Here is an 18,026-nt window from a genome sequence, read left to right on the forward strand (position 1 = left end):
TCTTATACTCATGCGCTTTCTTCCAGGAATCCTTCGATGACCGCTTCCTCCGCCGCGGATCTGATCGCCCTCGGCCAGCACTACTACCTGCCGATCTACCGCCCGCGCCAGCTGGTGCTGGAGCGCGGCCAGGGCGCCAGGGTGTGGGACAGCGAAGGCCGCGACTACATCGACCTGTCCGCCGGCATCGCCGTGTGCGGACTCGGCCACAACGATCCGGATCTGGCGGCGGCGCTGCTCGAGCAGGCCGGCAAGCTCTGGCACACCAGCAACGTGTTCTACAGCGAGCCGCCGCTGCGCCTGGCCGAGGAGCTGGTCGCCGCCTCGCGCTTCGCGCGCAAGGTGTTCCTGTGCAACTCCGGCAGCGAGGCCAACGAGGCGGCGATCAAGCTGGTGCGCAAGTGGGCCGCCAGCCAGGGCCGCGCGCCGGACCGGCGGGTCATCGTCACCTTCCGCGGCAGCTTCCACGGCCGCACCCTGGCCGCGGTCACCGCCACCGCGCAGCCGAAGTACCAGGAAGGCTACGAGCCGTTGCCCGGCGGCTTCCGCTACGTGGATTTCAACGACATCGTGCAGCTGGAGACGGCGATGGCCGCCGGCGACGTGGCCGCGGTGATGCTCGAGCCGGTGCAGGGCGAGGGCGGGGTGATGCCGGCCGCGGCGGGTTTCCTGGCGCAGGTGCGCGCGCTGTGCGACCACCATGGCGCGTTGCTGCTGCTGGACGAGATCCAGTGCGGCATGGGCCGTACCGGCACCCTGTTCGCGCATTGGCAGGACGAGGTGACGCCGGACATCGTGACCCTGGCCAAGGCATTGGGCGGCGGCTTCCCGATCGGCGCGCTGCTGGCCGGGCCGAAGGTGGCCGAGACGATGCAGTTCGGCGCGCACGGCAGCACCTTCGGCGGCAATCCGCTGGCCGCGGCGGTGGCGCGGGTGGCGCTGCGCAAGCTGGCGTCGGCGCCGATCGCGGCGAACGTGTCGCGGCAGGCGGCGGCGCTGCGGCAGGGCCTGGCGGCGCTCAACGACGAATTCAAGCTGTTTGCGCAGGTGCGCGGGCGTGGCTTGATGCTGGGCGCGGCGCTGAACCAGGCGCATGCGGGACAGGCCGGAGCGATTCTCGACCACGCCGCGGCGCACGGCCTGTTGACGCTGCAGGCGGGGCCGGATGTGTTGCGCTTCGTGCCTTCGTTGAACATCACCGATCAGGAGATGGCGGAGGGGCTGAAGCGGTTGCGGGCGGCGCTGCGGGAGTATGCCGGCAAGCGTTGAAGTGCTTTGCCGGTAGGGTCAGTTTGCATGTGATGCAACTGCAATAGCCAAAGTCCAAAGCTTTCGCGCTTTGCGCGAGTCACTTTTCTTTGCTTGCGCAAAGAAGCGCTTCACAGCGGCCGAAGGCTGAGCAAAGTAACCAAAAGACCCCCCGGGCGGCACACCCGCGCTGCGCGCGGGTCCGCAAGCAGGACGGGAATTTTCGGCAGGCACATCCATGTGCCTGCCGAAAACGACGCGCATCCTGCGCGTCGCCCCCTGCGGGAGTTTTACCCGCCCTGCTTGCCGTGCCTCACCGGGGACAACGGCTGAAAAGCAGCGACAACAGCACACAACAGCAACAGCCGTAGTTGCAGCGATGGTTGATCTGTTGCCTGGATGCGTGGTGTTTACGCAAGCCCGTGCCGCGCCAGTGCGCGGCGCAGGGCGCGTGCGCCGCTGGCGGTTTCGGCGGGCATGCCGATCGCGCGGGCGCCGCGGACGTTGACGAACAGGTCGTCGATGAACAGGGCGCGCCGCGGGGCGATGCCGAAATGGTCGAGCGCGCGCCGATAGACCTCGGCCTGCGGTTTGCGTCCGCCGAGTGCGCCGCTGCACAGCACGCGCCCCTGCAGCAGCGGGAACAGCGCCGGCACGATCTGCGGGATCGCCTGGGCCATCAGCGCGCCGTTGTTGGTCAGTACGCCGATGCCGATCCTGTCGGCCAGCGCCAGCACGCGTTCGATCACGGCGGGGTCGCCGCGGCTGCCGGCCACGCGCGCGGCGATCCAGTCGGCTTCGCTCACCTGTGCGCCCAGGCCCGCGCCGAGCCGTTGCAGATAGTCGGCGGTGGCGATGTCGCCGCCGTCGTAGGCGGTTTCCAGTCCGGACGCGAACAGCACCTGCCGCACCCGCGCCGGATCGCAGCCGCAGTGGGTAGCCAGGTGCGCGATGCGCGCCGCGCGCGCGTAGCCGGCCAGCACGCCGTCGAAATCGAGCAGCAGCAGTTGCGGGCGCGGATGGATCAGCGCGGCCACGGCACTTGGCGCAACGAAGAACGGTGGGGCTGAAACATGTGTGGGGTCCGCAGCGGCAGCGGCCGAGAATAACCCAGTACCCGCGGCGATGAACGCCACTACCCGCGGCTTGGCGCTCGCCAGCCACCCACCCACCCGCTCGCGGCGCACCTACCCGTCGGATCCGGTCGCCCGGTGCTGTGCGCTGGCTATGGTCCCTGCACGCCGCGATCGCGGCGCCGCCGGTCGGGGGACCGGTGCGCATCCACGCCACATCCACGTCATCTCGGGGGTCTTGGACATGAGCAAGCGTTTGAACGCCGATCGTCTGGCGGAATCGGTATGCAGGGGACTGCGCAATGCACGTCACGGCCACGGGCTGGCCGCGTTGACGCTGCTGCTGGCCGGCACGCAGGCGCTGCCGGCGCTGGCCGAAGAACCGGTTGGCGAGGCCAAGACGCTGGACGCGATCACGGTCATCTCCACCGGCACGCGCAAGACCAACATGGCGGTGACCGACAGCCCGGCGCCGATCCAGCTGGTCAGCGCGGAGATGCTCAAGCAGTCGGCCGCGCCCGACCTGATCAACGCCATCGCCAATCAGGTACCGTCGTACAACGCCAACCAGACCGGCGTCGACATGGCGAGCCAGACCCTGACCGCCAGCCTGCGCAATCTGTCGCCCAACCACACCCTGGTGCTGGTCAACGGCAAGCGCCGCCACATCACCTCCAACGTCAACACCACCACCGGCGCGGCCTCGGCCGATCTGTCGTTCATCCCGGCTGCGGCGATCGATCATGTCGAAGTGCTGACCGACGGCGCCGCCGCGCTGTACGGCTCGGACGCGATCGCCGGCGTCATCAACATCATCCTCAAGAAGAACCACGGCGGCGGCGAAGTGGACGCCGGTTACGCAGGCTACAAGGATGGCGGTGGCGGCACCGATTCGTGGGGCGCCAACATCGGCTTCGGCAGCGACGCGGCATATTTCAGCCTCAGCGCCGAGGTCGAGAACCGCAAGACCGTGTACCGGCTCGGCTCCTACAGCTACGCCGACTGCGTGGCCAACTATGCCGACTGCACCGCGGTCAACCCGAGCATGGCCGACTTCCTGGCCGACGACGTGGAGGGCATGACCCTCAACGGGCGCTTCCCCAACGTCAACGCCTGGCTCAATCCGCCGGAAGTGCACCGCAAGGCGCTGTTCTTCAACTCCGGCGCGGTGCTCAGCGACACCCTGGAGTTCTACGCGTTCGGCAGCTACGGCAAGAAGACCGCGCAGTCGGAGGAGAACTACCGCCGTCCCAGCCAGGACGGCGGCTACGTCGATCCGGTCACCGGCGCGGTCAGCCACAAGTATCCGCTGGGCTTCAATCCATCCGAAGCCTCCGACGAGGTCGACTACGAGCTGACCGCCGGGCTGAAGGGCGTGCTGGCCGACTGGTCCTGGGATTTGTCCAGCAGCTACGGCAAGAACGAGATGGACGTGTACACGCTGAACTCGATGAACTTCAGCCTGTGGCAGGACTACGGCTCTTCGCCGGAGGACTTCTACGACGGCAGTTTCTGGGCCAGCCAGTGGACCACCAACTTCAACGCCACGCACGATTTCGACGTCGGCCTGTCGCAGCCGCTGACGTTCAACGCCGGCGTCGAATACCGCCGCGACCAGTACGGCATCGATCCGGGCGATCCGACCTCGTACTACGGCGCCGGCGCGTCCTCCTTCCCCGGCTACAACCCGCTGTTCAACACCGGCTCCTACAGCCGCCACAGCTATGCCGCGTACGCCGACGTGGTGTTCAATCCGACCGAGAAGTGGCTGCTGGATGTGGCCGGGCGCTACGAGGACTACAGCGACTTCGGCAGCAAGGTGGTCGGCAAGCTGACCACGCGCTTCGACTTCACCGACACCTTCGCGGTACGCGGCACCGCCAGCACCGGGTTCCGCGCGCCGACCCTGCAGGAAGGCTATTACTCGGCGGTGCAGGTCGGCCCGACCAGCGCCACCCCGACCCTGCAGCCCAACAGCGCGGCCGCGGCGGCGCTGGGCTTCGGCAGCCTGAAGCCGGAGACCAGTACCAACTACAGCCTCGGCTTCGTGTTCCGGCCGATGCCCAACTTCGACAGCACACTCGATCTCTACCGCATCACCATTTCCGACCGCATCGGCGTGGGCACCTTCGAATATTCCAAGGCCGGCCAACCCGGCGACACCAACGGCGACGGCACCCCCGACGCCGCCTACAACGCCGCGCTGGGCCAGGCGCTGGTCGACTTCGGCTACCTCGGCGGCATCGATCCGGCCGCGCCGGGCGGCTCGCTCGACGCCACCGCGCGGCAGAACATCTCGGTGGCGATCTTCAACAATGCGCTGAAGACCCGCAGCACCGGCGTGGACTGGGTGACCAACTACAGCACCGAGTTCGACTGGGGCTCGATCGACTGGATGCTGGCGGCCAACTACAACAAGACTGAAGTGCTCAGCGCCAAGCCGGCGCCGGAGGTGCTCGGCGGCGCCACCATGTACAGCGCGGCGACGCTGATCAACCTGGAGAACAACGCGCCCAAGTACCGGGTCAATCTGGGTGCCACCTTCAACATCGGCAAGTTCAGCCTGCGCGTGACCGAGGCGGTGTACGGGCCGCAGTACCAGCTGGTGGCGCCGTACGACGACTGGAACGGCGACATCTTCCCCGACAGCGTGCTGAGCCGACTCGACGTGGTCGACGTCAACGGCGCGCCGTACTACAAGCAGAAGATCGACACGATGGCGCTGACCAACGTCGAGCTGACGTTCCGGCCCACCGAGCAGCTGACCGTCAGCGTCGGCGGCGACAACGTGTTCAACAAATATCCCGACAAGATCCCGTCGGCGGCGTACGACTATCTCGAGAAGAACTACCTCAGCTACTACAACTCGCCGTACCTGACCGGCAGCCCGGTCGGCTACTTCGGCGCGCGCTACTACGCCAAGCTCACCTACCGCTTCTGAGCTGCGCCGCGCGCCCCGCTTGAGCCCCTCTCCCCCCGGGAGAGGGGTTGGGGTGAGGATCCGTCCGCCAGCGGAGCGCCCGCTCGCGCAGTACCGCGCCATCCGCGCTCCTACCCGCTCCATCGCGACCTACCCGCCGTACGCGGCCTGCGCCGCCGCCGCGGCGGCTATGGTCGATCCGCAATCCGTGAGGCGACATCGACGATGCAAGCACCAATCAGGGGAGCCATGACCCGCCGCCAACTGCTCGCCAGGATCGGCCTGGCCGGCGGCGGGGCGATGATGTACCAGGCGATGCACAGCCTGGGCATGGCGGCCGAATCGCGTTTCAACGGCGTGCCGCGGCTGGACGGCGACGCCAAGGGCGCCTCGGTGCTGGTGCTCGGCGCCGGCCTGGCCGGGATGACCGCGGCCTACGAGTTGCGCAAGGCCGGCTATCGCGTGCAGGTGCTCGAGTACAACGCGCGTCCCGGCGGCCGCAACTGGACGCTGCGCGGCGGCGATCGCTACACCGAGCTGGGCGGCTTCGAGCAGCAGTGCGGATTCGACGCGGGCATGTACCTCAATCCCGGGCCGTGGCGCATCCCGCATCACCACAAGGCGGTGCTGTCCTATTGCAAGCAGTTCGGGGTGGCGCTGGAACCGTTCGTGCAGGTCAACTTCAACGCGCTGCTGCACAGTCGCGAGGGATTCGGCGGCAAGCCGCAACGCTTCCGCGACATCGACGCCGACTACAAGGGGCACGTGGCCGAACTGCTGGCCAAGAGCACTAAGCAGCGGGCGCTGGACGCGCAGGTGCAGCGCGAGGACCAGGAGATCCTGCTCGAGTCGCTGCGCACCTGGGGCGCGCTGGACAAGGACTTCGGCTACGTCAAAGGCCGCGAGAGCAGCGAGCGCCGCGGCTTCGCCAAATATCCCGGCGGCGGCCTGTCCGGCAAGCCGGAATTCTCAGAACCGTTCAGCACCCAGGACATCCTGCGCTCGCGGCTGTGGGCGACGTTGGCGGCGGGCAACAACTACGAGATGCAGACCGCGATGTTCCAGCCGGTCGGCGGCATGGACCAGATCGGCAAGGCGTTCGCGCGCCAGCTCGGCGACGCGATCCACTACAACGCGCGGGTCACCCGCATCGACCAGGACGCGCACGGGGTCAGCGTCGCCTACCAGGACGGCGCCGGCGCCGAGCAACTGGCCAAGGCCGACTGGTGCGTGTGCACGATCCCGTTGTCGATCCTCAGCCGCATCCCGATCGCCGTAGGCGAGAAGATGGCCGCGGCGATCGGCCAGGTGCCGTATGCGGCCTCGGTGAAGGTCGGGCTGCAGTTCAAGCGCCGCTTCTGGGAGGAGGACGAGGCGATCTACGGCGGCATCAGCTACACCGATCTGCCGATCACCCTGATCAGCTATCCGAGCACCGGTTTCCAGAGCGCCGGCAAGGGCGTGCTGCTCGGCGCCTACGTGTGGGGGCTGGAGGCGTTCGAGTTCACCTCGATGACGCCGCAGCAGCGCGTGGCCAAGGCGGTGGAATACGGCACCCAGCTGCATCCGCAGTACCCACGCGAATTCGACAACGGCATCGCCGTGGGCTGGCACCGGGTGCCGTTCACCCATGGCTGCTTCGGCGTGTGGAGCGACGCCGCGCGCGCCGAGCACTACGAGAACCTGTGCCGGATCGACGGCCGCATCGCGCTCGCCGGCGAGCACGCCTCGTACATTCCGGCCTGGCAGGAAGGGGCCATCACTTCGGCATTGGACGCGATCGAGCGCCTGCATCGCCGCGTCGTCAACGGAGCCCGCGCATGAAGTTCGACCGTCACTGGGGGCTCGCCGCGGCGGTCGCCGCCGGGTTGCTGGCGCTGCTGCTGCCGCCGGCGATCGGCCCGGCCGCGGCGCAGAGCTCCGATGCCACGCCGCTGTATCCGCAGGCCGCGTTCGCCACCGCCTCCGGCGCCACCGTGTACGCGGCGATCTGCCAGAGCTGCCACATGCCCGGTGGGCAGGGCGCGCGCGGCGGCGGCGAGTATCCGGCGCTGGCCGGCAACCCCAAGCTGGCCGCGGCGCCGTACGTGGCGATGATGGTGCTCGACGGCCGCGGCGGCATGCCCGGTTTCGCCGGCATGCTCAACGACCAGCAGGTCGCCGAGGTCGTGCACTACGTGCGCAGCCAGTTCGGCAACGCCTATCCCGGCAAGCTCAGCGCCGACGAGGTGCATACCCTGCGGCATTGAGCCGCGAGCGTTTCATTTCCCTTTCGATCGCGAGGAGTTCCGCATGCGCCGTTCGTTCGTTTCCCGCTCGCTCCGTGCCGGCCTGTGCGCCGCGCTGTCGCTGCCCGCCCTGGCCGGCGCCGCCGAGATCGTGCGCCACAAGATTCCCAACAGCGATTTCCCGATTTCCGCGGCGGTGGAGATTCCGGCCGGCAAGACCACGGTCTATCTCAGCGGCGCGGTGCCGCGGCCGATCGATCCGAGCGCGCCCAAGGATTCGCCCGCCGCCTATGGCGATACCAAGGCGCAGACCATCAGCGTGCTGTCGCAACTCAAGGCGCAGCTGGAAGGCATGGGCCTGGGCATGGGCGACGTGGTCAAGATGCAGGCGTTCCTGGTCGGCGATCCGGCGCTGGGCGGGAAGATGGATTTCGCCGGGTTCATGGAGGGCTACCGGCAGTTCTTCGGCACGCCCGAACAGCCCAACCTGCCGTCGCGCTCGGCGTTCCAGATCGCCGCGCTGGGCAATCCGCTGTACCGCATCGAGATCGAAGTGGTCGCGGTGCGTCCGTAGGTTCTTCGCCCTGTCTTCCAAGGAGTCCGCCATGCAGCAGCCGTCGCGTTCGCGCCGCACTTTCCTCAAGGACTCGGCGCTGGTCGCCGCGGCCGGCTTCGGCGCGCCGTGGCTGGCGCAGGCCGCGCCCGCCGCGGCGCAGGCGACCAATGCCGACCTGGCGCCGGTGCTGATCAACGCCAACGAGTATCCCGGCGGTCCGTCGCCGGCCGCGCAGCGCGCGATCGCCGCGATCGCGTCCAGCGGCGGCCGCTACCTGGGCGAGCTGCAACTGGAATTGCTGCAGACCCTCGCCGGCCAGCTCGGCGTGGGCATCGATCACCTGATGGCCTATGCCGGTTCCACCGAACCGCTGGACTACACCATGCTGGCGTTCACCTCGCCCAGCGCGTCGCTGGTCACCGCCGACCCCACCTTCGAATCCGGCTGGCGCGCCGCTGCGCGCAACGGCGCCAAGGTGATCAAGGTGCCGCTGCGCAAGGACGACGCGCACGACGTGCAGGCGATGTGCGCCGCCGACGCCAACGCCGGGGTGATCTACATCTGCAACCCGAACAATCCCACCGGGTCGGTGACCGCACGCAAGGACCTGGACTACGCGCTGGCGCACAAGCCCAAGGGCAGCGTGCTGGTGGTCGACGAGGCGTATCTGCATTTCTCCGACAGCGCCCGCAGCATGGTCGACCGCGTCGCCGCCGGCGACGACGTGATCGTGCTGCGCACCTTCTCCAAGCTCTACGGCATGGCCGGCATCCGCCTGGGCTATGCGGTGGCGCGGCCGGAGCTGCTGGCCAGGCTGAAGTTCTACAGCGTCAACAGCCTGCCGGTGACCGCGGTCGCCGCCGGCCTGGCCAGCCTGCGCGATCCGGCGCTGGTGCCGCAGCGGCGCGCGCTCAACAGCGCCATCCGCAGCGACGTGGTGCGCTGGCTCGGGGCGCAGGGCTATGCGTGCACGGCGTCGGAAAGCAATTGCTTCATGCTCGACGTGAAGCGCCCGGCGCAGGAGTTCATGGACGCGATGGCGACCTGGGGCGTGTTCGTCGGCCGCAGCTGGGCGCTGTGGCCGAACCGGTCGCGCATCACCATCGGCACCGCGCCGGAGATGGCGCGGTTCAAGAGTGCGTTCGCGCAAGTCGCGGCGGGCAAGCGCGGGCCATTGCCGGTGCCGCCGCCGCGGATGGCGCTGCACGATCCGTTGCACGGATTCTTCCGCAACGCCTAGGCGTCGCCTGCGCCGGATGCTGCAGTGCACGAGGGCTTGTCGTTGACAAACATTTGCGCAAAGGCAGACAGTCTTGGCGACGCCGCTGCGCCGTCCCCATTGCCAAGGAGTTTGTCTTGAAAGCGAAGTCGCTGTCCCCCTTGCTGGTCCTCGCCGCGCTCGCGTTCGCGCCGGCCGCCTTTGCCAAGACCTGCGCGGTGACCATCACCGGCACCGACCAGATGTCCTTCGACCAGCCCCAGATCAAGGTCGCCGCCGACTGCACCGAAGTGGCGCTGACGCTCAAGCACAGCGGCAAGCTCACTGCCGCGGTGATGGGCCACAACTGGGTGCTGACCAAGACCCCGGACTTCCAGGCGGTGGCCAATGCCGGCACCAGCTCCAGCCTGGCCGACAACTACCTGCCGAAGAACGACGCGCGGATCATCGCGCACACCAAGGTGATCGGCGCCGGGCAGTCGGACACGGTCAAGTTCTCCACCGCCAAGCTGAGCAAGGGCGGCGACTACACCTTCTTCTGCTCGTTCCCGGGGCACTGGGCGATGATGAAGGGCAAGTTCGTGTTCGGCTGAGTCGTGCTGCGGTTGCGCTGCAGATCGCGACCAGCGATCTGCAGCGCCTTTCGAACATGATGGCGCCGCAGGCTTCGGGCTGCGTCAGTGCCGACTCACCCTGTGGGAGCGACTTCAGGGCACCTCTAATACCCTCGATTCTAAAAATTCCGCGCTATGCGCATCAATGACTTGCGAGCGTTTTAGTCGAGTTTTTTGGGGTTATTAGAGGTGCCCTGAAGTCGCTCCCACAAAATAGCGACGGCTTTCGCGATTGCGACGCCGTCGCACTCAGTCCAATGCGCAATCCGGCGGCGCCATGCGCTGCAGCAGGCCGCGTTGCAGCGCGCTGGCCAGCGCCGCTTCGCGGGTGCCCGCTTCCAGCTTGCGGTACAGATTCTTCAGGTGGAACTTGACCGTGTTCTCCGACAGCGCCAGGCGCCGCGCGATCTGCTTGTTCGCATCGCCCTGCGCCAGCAGCGCCAGCACTTCCAGTTCGCGTTCGCTGAACAGCTCGGCGCCGCTGTCCTGGTCGTGGCGCAGTTTGTCGAGCAGCGTCTGGATGGTCATCGCCAGCGTGGTGTTCGGGGCCGCCTGCGGATCCTGCTGGCGTGCCATGCGCAGCAGCGCCTTGCCCGGCACGCCCAGTTCCAGCAGGCATTGCCAGGCCTGGGTGCTGGCCACGTGCTGCAGCGCGTGACGCAGGTAGGGCAGGGCGGCGGCGGATTCGCCGCGGTCGTGCAGCACCAGCGCGATGCGCGCGCGCACCCGCGCCAGCTGCACCTGGTTGTCGGCCGCCATGCAGGCCGCCTCGACGCCTTGCAGCACCGCCAGCGCGGCGCGGGTGCGTCCGCCCAGGCGATGCCAGCGGGCCAGGGCGAAGCCGAGTGCGGCGAGGAAGCGCCAATCCTGCGGCTGGTTCAGCGCATGCGCGAACCGCGCCTCGCCGCCGGTGCGCGCGACCAGCAGGTCGATCGCCGGCGAGGGCGGCTGGTCGAGCAGCACGTGCAGCCGCCAGGCCAGTGCCAGGTCGGCGAGCCGGCTCAGGTGCCGTGCGTGCGCGATGCGGTCGATGTGGTCGAGCAGATCCAGCGCGGCGCGGCCGCTGCGGTCGTGCTGCCGCGCCAGTACCAGCGCGGTCTCGTAACCGGCGGCGTACACGTCCAGCCAGCCGTCGTGCTGCTCCAGGAAGCCCAGCGCCGGCTGCAGGCAGTCGGCGGCTTCGTCGTAGCGGCCGTGCTCGCATTGCAGCTGCGCTAGCAGGCACTGGCCCACCGCCTGCAGGGTGGGATCGAGCTGTTGCTGGCGCTGGGCGATGGCCAGCGCCTGGCGGCAGCTGGCCTCGGCCCGTTCCAGCTGGCCGCGGTAGTAATGGCTCTGCGCCAGGTGGATCAGCGCATAGCTGGCGCCGACCTCGCTGCCGCTGGCCTGCATCGCGGTGCCGGCCAGCCGCGCATAGCGCTCGGCGGCGGCGAAATCGGCGCGGCCCAGTGCGGTGGTGGCGCAGATGCACCACAGCGTGCCGCGGCCCAGGCTGTCGTCCTCGTCCAGCGCGGCGGCCTGCGCGGCGATCTGCGCCAGTCCTCGCGGGTTGGCGCAGACCTGGTCGAGCAGGTCGCGCAACAATGCGACCACCACCGTGTAGTCGCGCTCGAACGGCGCGCGCACGTGTTCTGGGAAATCGCGGAAGCGTTCCAGCAGGGTCTGCGCGTGCGCGAACTCGCCCAGCTTCATGTGCAGGTAGGCCTGGGTCAGGTTCAGCGCCGGCCGCTCGCCGATGCAACTGCGCGGGAACTGGCGCAGCAGCGCGCGGATCGGGGCGGTACCGTGGCGCAACAGCAACTGCCAGGTGCCGGCGCGGGCGATGCAGGCGGCGGCGCTGTCGAGCGCGCCGCCGCGCACCGCATGCCGCACCGCTTCGGGCAACTGTCCGTGCGCGTCGAACCAGTGCGCGGCGCGCCGGTGCAGCTGCGGCGCCAGCCCGGGCGTGTCGCGCTCCAGCTGCTGATGCAGGTAGTCGGCGAACAGCGGATGGAAGCGGAACCATTCGTGCTCGCCGTCCAGCGCCACCAGCAGGCCCTGGAAGTGCGCCAGCTGTTCCAGCAGGCGGCCGCTGTCGTCGCGCTCGCGCACCGCGTCGGCGAGCGCGGCGTTGAACCGTTCCAGCGGCGAGAGCTGCAGCAGCAACGCGCGCAACGCCGGATCCAGGTCGTTGAGCACCTGTTCGGCCAGATACGCCGCCAGCTCGGCGGTGCGTCCGGAGAACCGGCCGAGGTCGTCGCGGCGGGGTTCGTCGCCGCCCAGCCATAGCCCGGCCAGCTGCAGCGCGACCGCCCAGCCCTCGGTCTGCCGGCGCAGCTGGCAGGCCATCGCCGCCGGCACCTGCGGTCCCAGCAGCGCCAGCGTCTCCGCTTCGTCCAGCGCCAGTTCGCGCGCGCCGATGCGTTCCAGCTGGCCTTGCAACGCCCAGCGCGCCAGCGGCAGCGCCGGCGCGCGCCGTGTCGCCAGCAGCAGGTGCAACTGGCCGCCGGCATGTTCGACCAGCCGCGTCACCACCTCGTCGAGCGCGCTGCCGTGGCCGCGGTCGTAGTCGTCGAGGATGACCAGCAGGCGCCGCGGCGCGGCGCCGATCGCGCGGATCAGGACCGGCAGGGTGGAGGCCACGTCCAGGTTCTGGCCCTGCTGCTGCAGCACGGCCTGCAGCGGCGCGCCGAGTTCGATCCCGGCGCCGCGCGCGGCCAGCGCCAGGTAGGCGAGGAAACGCCCGGGATCGGCATCGTCCTCGTCCAGCGACAGCCATGCCACCGCGGCCTCGCCGCGCTCGCGCAGGCGCTGGTGCCATTGCCCGAGCAAGGTGGTCTTGCCGAAACCGGGCGGCGCCAGCAACAGGGTCAGCGGCAGGTCGGCGGCGCGCTCCAGGCGCTGCAGCAGCGCCTCGCGCGCCACCGCGGCCACGCGCGAGCGCGGCGGCGCCAGTTTGTCGGCCAGCACCCAGTCCGGCACGCCAGGACTGTCGTGCACGGCAGGAAGCAAACGCGGATTCAACAGCGTGACAGGCTTGAGCATGTCGCCAGGAGTGTCTGCAGCGGTCGCCCTCGCGCCCTCTGGCGGCTCGGGTGACGGTACGGCCTCGAACGCGTGCCGGCTTGCCGCGCAAATCGCGAAAAGCGCGTGCGCCGCGTCGATTCCACGGGCCCCCGCCCTGATGCCGTCCGTTGGCGTTGCACGTTGAACTTATGACACGGCCGCGACAAAAGCAAAGTTGAGATCCGGTGCTCAGTTTTCGTTCAGCTGCAGGCGACCACGCCGAACGCTTCGCGCGCCGCGGCCAGCGTGGCGTCGAGTACGGCGGCGTCGTGGGCGCTGGACAGGAAACCGGCCTCGTACGCCGACGGTGCCAGGAACACGCCGCGCTCGAGCATGGCGTGGAAGAAGCGGTTGAACGCGGCGGTGTCGCAGGCGGTGGCCTGGGCGTAGGTTTCGACCTTCTCGGACGTGAAGAACAGCCCGAACATCGCCCCGACCCGGTTGGTGGTGACCGCCACCCCGGCCGCGGCGGCGGCCTGCTCCAGCCCGGCGCACAGCGCGGCGGTGGCCGCCTCCAGGCGCTGGTGGAAGCCCGGCGCCTGCACCAGCTCCAGCATCGCCAGGCCGGCGGCCATCGCCACCGGGTTGCCGCTGAGCGTGCCGGCCTGGTAGATCGGCCCGGACGGGGCGATCTGCCGCATCAGCTCGGCGCGGCCGCCGTAGGCGCCGACCGGCATGCCGCCGCCGATGATCTTGCCGAAGGTGGTCAGGTCCGGCACCACGCCGTAGTGCGCCTGCGCGCCGCCCAGCGCCACGCGGAAGCCGGTCATCACCTCGTCGAAGATCAGCAGCGCGCCGTGCCGCGTGCACAGATCGCGCAGGTGCTGCAGGTAGCCCTCGCGCGGCGGGATGCAGTTGGCGTTGCCGACCACCGGTTCGATGATGACCGCGGCGATCTCGCCGCCGATCTGGTCGAACAAGGCGGTGGCCCCTTCGAAGTCGTTGTAGCTCAGCGTGGCGGTGAGTTCGCTCAGGCCCGCCGGCACGCCCGGCGAGGTCGGCACGCCCAGGGTCAGCATGCCGCTGCCGGCCTTGACCAGGAACGAGTCGCCGTGGCCGTGGTAGCAGCCCTCGAACTTGACGATGCGGCTGCGCCCGGTGGCGCCGCGCGCCAGGCGCACCGCCGACAGGGTGGCTTCGGTGCCGGAATTGACCATGCGCACCATCGCGCACGAGGGCACCAGCCGGGTGATGGTCTGCGCCATCGTCACCTCGGCCGCGCACGGCGCGCCGAACGACAGGCCGTCGCCGATCGCGCGCTGCACCGCCTCGCGCACCGCCGGGTGGTTGTGCCCGGCGATCATCGGCCCCCACGAGCCGACGTAGTCGATGTAGCGGTTGCCGTCCACGTCGTACAGGTAGGGGCCGTCGGCGCGCTGCACGAAGAACGGTTCGCCGCCCACCGACTTGAAGGCGCGGACCGGCGAGTTGACGCCGCCGGGGATCAGCGCCTGCGCCTGGTCGAAGAGGGCCTGCGAGCGGGAATGGTTCATGAGCGGGGGAATCCTTGGCGAGGCTGGCCGGGCCGGATGGCCGGGCGCGGAGCGATGCCGCCTATTGTCGCGGCTGTCGCCTGCACGTGCCATGTCGCCTACCCGGCAGCGCCGCACCTACCCGCCGTGGCCGGCTCGGCGCTGTGATCCGCTGCCTACTATCGAAACGTCCAGGGGCGCACGACCCGAGAGCCAACGGCGATCGGTCGTGCGGTGGGCGGAGAGTCCACCGTGTTCGCGGCGATCGCCCTTGGCGTTGCCTGCATTTTTTCGTTGGGTTGCCAACGATTTTCATCTTCGGGGAGAGAGCATGCACCGTACGATCCGCAGGAGCGCCCTGGCGCTCGCGTTGGCGCTTGCCGCCGGCCATGTCCATGCGCAGTCCACCACCGGCAGCATCGTCGGCAGCGTGCCGCCCGGCGCCGGCGAAAGCAGCGTGCTGATCACCAACACCAGCGGCTTCAGCCGCGAGGTCAAGGTGGACGAACGCGGCCGCTATGCGCAGGGCAACCTGCCGCTGGGCACCTACACGGTCACCCTCAAGCGCGACGGCCAGGTGGTGGAGACGCGCGAGAACATCAGCCTGGTGGTCGGCGCCGGCACCGAAGTCGGCTTCGGCGGCCCGGCGCAGACCCTGGACGCGGTCAACGTGGTGGCCGGCAACGTGGCCCGGATCGACGTGGCCAGCGTCGACAGCCGCACCGTGATCACCGCCGAGCAGCTGGCGGTGCTGCCGCTGGGCCGCAGCGCCGAGGCCATCGCCTTGCTGGCGCCGGGCGTGGTCAACAACAGCGGCGGCTACGACAACGGCCCGCTCGGCGGTTCGCTGGCCAGCTTCGGCGGCTCGGCGGCCAGCGAGAACGCCTATTACCTCAACGGCTTCAACACCACCGATCCGGCCAGCAGCCTGGGCGGGTTGACCCTGCCGTACGGCGCGATCGACCAGCAGGAAATCTTCACCGGCGGCTACGGCGCGCAGTACGGCCGTTCCAACGGCGGCGTGATCAGCCAGGTCGGCAAGCGCGGCAGCAACGAATGGCATTTCGGCGCGGCGGTGATCTGGCAGCCGGACAGCCTCAGCGCCAGGCAGAGCGACCTGTATTTCCGCAAGGACAGCGTGTACTGGGATCCGAGCAATGCCAAGTACACCGCCGGCGACTACATGCCGCTGAGCGAGACCAGCGCCGACCAGACCACCTACAGCGCCTATGTCGGCGGCCCGCTGGTGCAGGACCGGCTGTTCTTCTTCCTGGCCCTGGAGCAGGTCGATTCCAGCGGCACCCGCGTCGCCGACGCGCGCGTCACCTCCGGCGGCATCTCCGGTTCGCCGTGGACCCGCTACGACTACAAGCAGACCCGCGCCTACGCCAAGATCGATTGGCAGATCAGCGACAACCACCTGCTGGAATTCACCGGCGCGCAGGACAAGGCGCGTACCAACGGCAACATCTACCGCTACGACTACATCAACCGCGAAGTGGGCAGCTACAAGGGCCGCGAAGCCAAGAACGAGTTCGGCCCGATCCTGTTCCTGGGCAAGTACACCGGCTATTTCGGCGACAACCTGACCCTGACCGCGCTGTACGGCAAGGAGAGCCTGCCCAACAAGCTCACCGCGATCGGCTACGACGCCGGCAACGGCCCGTTCCTCAACAGCGTCGCCAACCAGAATCCGGCTTACACCGGCGGCACCGCGATCAGCAATACGCAGACGGTCAGCTCGATCACCGATCCGGACCGCGAGTACAAGAAGGACAACCTGCGCCTGAATCTCAACTGGCGGCTCGGCGAGCACAGCATCGACTTCGGTATCGACAACCAGAAGAGCGAGGCGATCAACATCGGCTCCTACAGTTCCGGCCCCGGCTACGCCTGGACCTACGGCTACACCCCGGACCCGTACGGCGTGAACAGCGGCGGCCAGGTCAGCGGCTCGGTGGCCGAGGACGGCAGCATCGGCGTGCCCAGCCCCGGCCTGGCCGATCCCACCTACGGCAGCACCGGCTACTACGTCACCAAGGACATCGCCACCAACCTGTATTCCTACGACGCCAAGCAGACCGCGTACTACCTCGAAGACCACTGGCAGGCCACCGATAAACTGCTGCTCTCGCTGGGCGTGCGCAACGACAGCTTCACCAACTACACCCCGTTCGGCCAGGCCTACATCGAACTGAAGAACCAGTGGGCGCCGCGGCTGGGTTTCAGCTGGGACGTCAACGGCGATTCCAGCCTGAAGGTGTACGGCAACATCGGCCGCTACTACCTCGGCCTGCCGCTGTCGCCGGCGGGCCTGTTCACCCCGGCGGTCTCCACCAGCACCTACTACACCTACAGCGGCATCAATGCCGACGGCACGCCGATCCTGGCCACCCAGCTGGCGCCGCCGGTGTCGGCCAACTCGCGCTTCGGCCGGCTCGCCGACGTGCGCACCGCGGTGGTCGAGGATATCAAGGGCGAGAACCAGGACGAGCTGATCCTCGGCTTCACCAAGCTGCTGCCCAACGACTGGGTGCTCGGCGTGCGCGGCACCCATCGCCGGCTCAACGACGGCATCGACGACACCAATCTCGACAACTCCAACGCGGGCCTGCTGGCCGCGGCGGAGGCGGCGGGCGTGGACATCGACTGGACCAAGAACGCCAGCGCGGCGCTGGTCAATCCGGGCAAGACCAATACCTACCGGGTGATCGGCACCGACGGCCAGATCCACGCCTTGACCGTGACCCGCGAGCAGGGCGGCTACCCGGAATTCAAGCGCCGCTACTCGGCGCTGGAATTCAACCTGGAGCGTCCGTTCGACGGCCGCTGGTACACCAAGATGAGCTACGTGTGGTCGCACAGCTACGGCACCACCGAAGGCCAGCTGCGGTCGGACCTGTGGCGCACCGGCGGCGCGCTGGGCAGCTACCAGGGCCAGGCGGCGACCTCGACCACGCAGAGCTGGGACCACGCGGCGTTGATGGAGAACTTCAACGGCAACCAGTCCAACGACCGCCGCCACCAGTTGAAGGCGTACGGCTTCTACCAGCTGACCGAGGAGTGGGGCACGTCCGCCAACCTGAGCCTGATCTCCGGCGCGCCGCGGCCGTGCCTTGGCTACTACTACGGCACCAACTACGACGCCGGCGACCGCGATCCGGCCGGCTATGCCAATCCCAGCGTCACCGGCGGCCCGTACCACTTCTGCTACAACCCGGCCACCGGCACCGGCGAGCCGTCGCCGCCGGGGTCGCACGGCACCCTGGGCTGGGTGGCGCAGCTCGACCTGGGCGTGACCTACAAGCCGAAGTTCGCCGAAGGCAAACTGGCGCTGAGCCTGGACGTGTTCAACGTCACCAACCGGCAGACGGTGACCAACGTCTATCCGTTCTCCGAGTTGAACCCGGGCGAAGTCAATCCGCTGTGGAACCAGGCGGTGGCCTACCAGGCGCCGCGCTCGGCACGGGTGACGCTGAGCTACGACTTCTGAGCGCGCACGGTTCCAAGCCCCTCTCCCCTCGGGAGAGGGGTTGGGGAAGGGTGCGGGCGCGAAGCGCTTCGCGGCTTTTGGGTGCACGGGGCTGCGCCCGTACCCTCATCCGCCCCTGCGGGGCACCTTCTCCCGATGGGAGAAGGAACAGCCGACTA

11 protein-coding genes are annotated in these 18,026 nt (G+C 68.9%); 8 read left to right on the forward strand and 3 right to left on the reverse strand.

What is annotated here, in order from left to right:
* The first annotated feature begins 36 nt into the window (after positions 1 to 36).
* Positions 37 to 1,269 carry an acetylornithine transaminase gene (locus NRY95_04495; GenBank protein UYC17233.1) on the forward strand — a complete coding sequence of 411 codons (1,233 nt, stop codon included), beginning with the start codon at positions 37 to 39 and terminating at the stop codon, positions 1,267 to 1,269.
* Between the two features lie 389 nt (positions 1,270 to 1,658).
* Here the strand turns inward: NRY95_04495 and NRY95_04500 are convergent, their stop codons facing one another.
* The gene (locus NRY95_04500; GenBank protein ID UYC18499.1) at positions 1,659 to 2,276 is read right to left on the reverse strand and encodes an HAD-IA family hydrolase; all 618 of its coding nucleotides are present in this window, start codon (positions 2,274 to 2,276) and stop codon (positions 1,659 to 1,661) included.
* A 289-nt stretch (positions 2,277 to 2,565) separates the two neighbouring features.
* Between NRY95_04500 and NRY95_04505 the strand changes: the two genes are divergently transcribed.
* The 6 genes from NRY95_04505 to azu all read left to right on the forward strand — a co-directional run bounded on the left by NRY95_04505 (position 2,566) and on the right by azu (position 9,837).
* Complete coding sequence (locus tag NRY95_04505) at positions 2,566 to 5,262, forward strand: TonB-dependent receptor (GenBank protein UYC17234.1); 2,697 nt, start codon at positions 2,566 to 2,568, stop codon at positions 5,260 to 5,262.
* A gap of 228 nt (positions 5,263 to 5,490) precedes the next feature.
* Positions 5,491 to 7,065 (forward strand): NAD(P)/FAD-dependent oxidoreductase, encoded by a 1,575-nt coding sequence (locus NRY95_04510; GenBank protein UYC17235.1) that lies wholly within the window; start codon positions 5,491 to 5,493, stop codon positions 7,063 to 7,065.
* A complete protein-coding gene (locus NRY95_04515) occupies positions 7,062 to 7,490 on the forward strand; it encodes a cytochrome c (GenBank protein ID UYC17236.1) in 429 nt (142 codons plus the stop codon). The genes NRY95_04510 and NRY95_04515 overlap by 4 nt, the downstream gene beginning before the upstream one ends.
* Positions 7,491 to 7,533: 43 nt before the next feature.
* Positions 7,534 to 8,043, forward strand: coding sequence for a RidA family protein (locus NRY95_04520; GenBank protein UYC17237.1), 510 nt, complete (start codon positions 7,534 to 7,536; stop codon positions 8,041 to 8,043).
* Positions 8,044 to 8,074: 31 nt separating this feature from the next.
* On the forward strand, positions 8,075 to 9,265 hold the full coding sequence (locus NRY95_04525) for a pyridoxal phosphate-dependent aminotransferase (GenBank protein ID UYC17238.1): 1,191 nt from the start codon (positions 8,075 to 8,077) through the stop codon (positions 9,263 to 9,265).
* A gap of 221 nt (positions 9,266 to 9,486) precedes the next feature.
* Entirely contained in the window at positions 9,487 to 9,837 is a 351-nt protein-coding gene (gene azu, locus NRY95_04530) for an azurin (protein ID UYC18500.1), read from the forward strand.
* Positions 9,838 to 10,107: 270 nt separating this feature from the next.
* Here the strand turns inward: azu and NRY95_04535 are convergent, their stop codons facing one another.
* Positions 10,108 to 12,882, reverse strand: a complete 2,775-nt coding sequence (locus NRY95_04535) for a LuxR C-terminal-related transcriptional regulator (GenBank protein ID UYC17239.1) — start codon at positions 12,880 to 12,882, stop codon at positions 10,108 to 10,110.
* Positions 12,883 to 13,103: 221 nt separating this feature from the next.
* A complete protein-coding gene (hemL, locus tag NRY95_04540) occupies positions 13,104 to 14,396 on the reverse strand; it encodes a glutamate-1-semialdehyde 2,1-aminomutase (GenBank protein UYC17240.1) in 1,293 nt (430 codons plus the stop codon).
* Between the two features lie 310 nt (positions 14,397 to 14,706).
* Between hemL and NRY95_04545 the strand changes: the two genes are divergently transcribed.
* Entirely contained in the window at positions 14,707 to 17,868 is a 3,162-nt protein-coding gene (locus NRY95_04545) for a TonB-dependent receptor (protein UYC17241.1), read from the forward strand.
* Positions 17,869 to 18,026: the final 158 nt, after the last annotated feature.

Source organism: Xanthomonas campestris pv. phormiicola, from assembly GCA_025666215.1.
Taxonomy (GTDB): domain Bacteria; phylum Pseudomonadota; class Gammaproteobacteria; order Xanthomonadales; family Xanthomonadaceae; genus Xanthomonas_A; species Xanthomonas_A campestris_A.

Bases quoted from the DNA above. Each gene is read 5' to 3' on its own strand.
- NRY95_04520 (UYC17237.1), top strand. From the start codon at position 7,534: ATGCGCCGTTCGTTCGTTTCCCGCTCGCTCCGTGCCGGCCTGTGCGCC.
- NRY95_04495 (UYC17233.1), top strand. From the start codon at position 37: ATGACCGCTTCCTCCGCCGCGGATCTGATCGCCCTCGGCCAGCACTAC.
- NRY95_04515 (UYC17236.1), top strand. From the start codon at position 7,062: ATGAAGTTCGACCGTCACTGGGGGCTCGCCGCGGCGGTCGCCGCCGGG.
- NRY95_04535 (UYC17239.1), bottom strand. From the start codon at position 12,882: ATGCTCAAGCCTGTCACGCTGTTGAATCCGCGTTTGCTTCCTGCCGTG.
- NRY95_04510 (UYC17235.1), top strand. From the start codon at position 5,491: ATGACCCGCCGCCAACTGCTCGCCAGGATCGGCCTGGCCGGCGGCGGG.
- NRY95_04545 (UYC17241.1), top strand. From the start codon at position 14,707: ATGCACCGTACGATCCGCAGGAGCGCCCTGGCGCTCGCGTTGGCGCTT.
- hemL (UYC17240.1), bottom strand. From the start codon at position 14,396: ATGAACCATTCCCGCTCGCAGGCCCTCTTCGACCAGGCGCAGGCGCTG.
- NRY95_04505 (UYC17234.1), top strand. From the start codon at position 2,566: ATGAGCAAGCGTTTGAACGCCGATCGTCTGGCGGAATCGGTATGCAGG.
- azu (UYC18500.1), top strand. From the start codon at position 9,487: ATGTCCTTCGACCAGCCCCAGATCAAGGTCGCCGCCGACTGCACCGAA.
- NRY95_04525 (UYC17238.1), top strand. From the start codon at position 8,075: ATGCAGCAGCCGTCGCGTTCGCGCCGCACTTTCCTCAAGGACTCGGCG.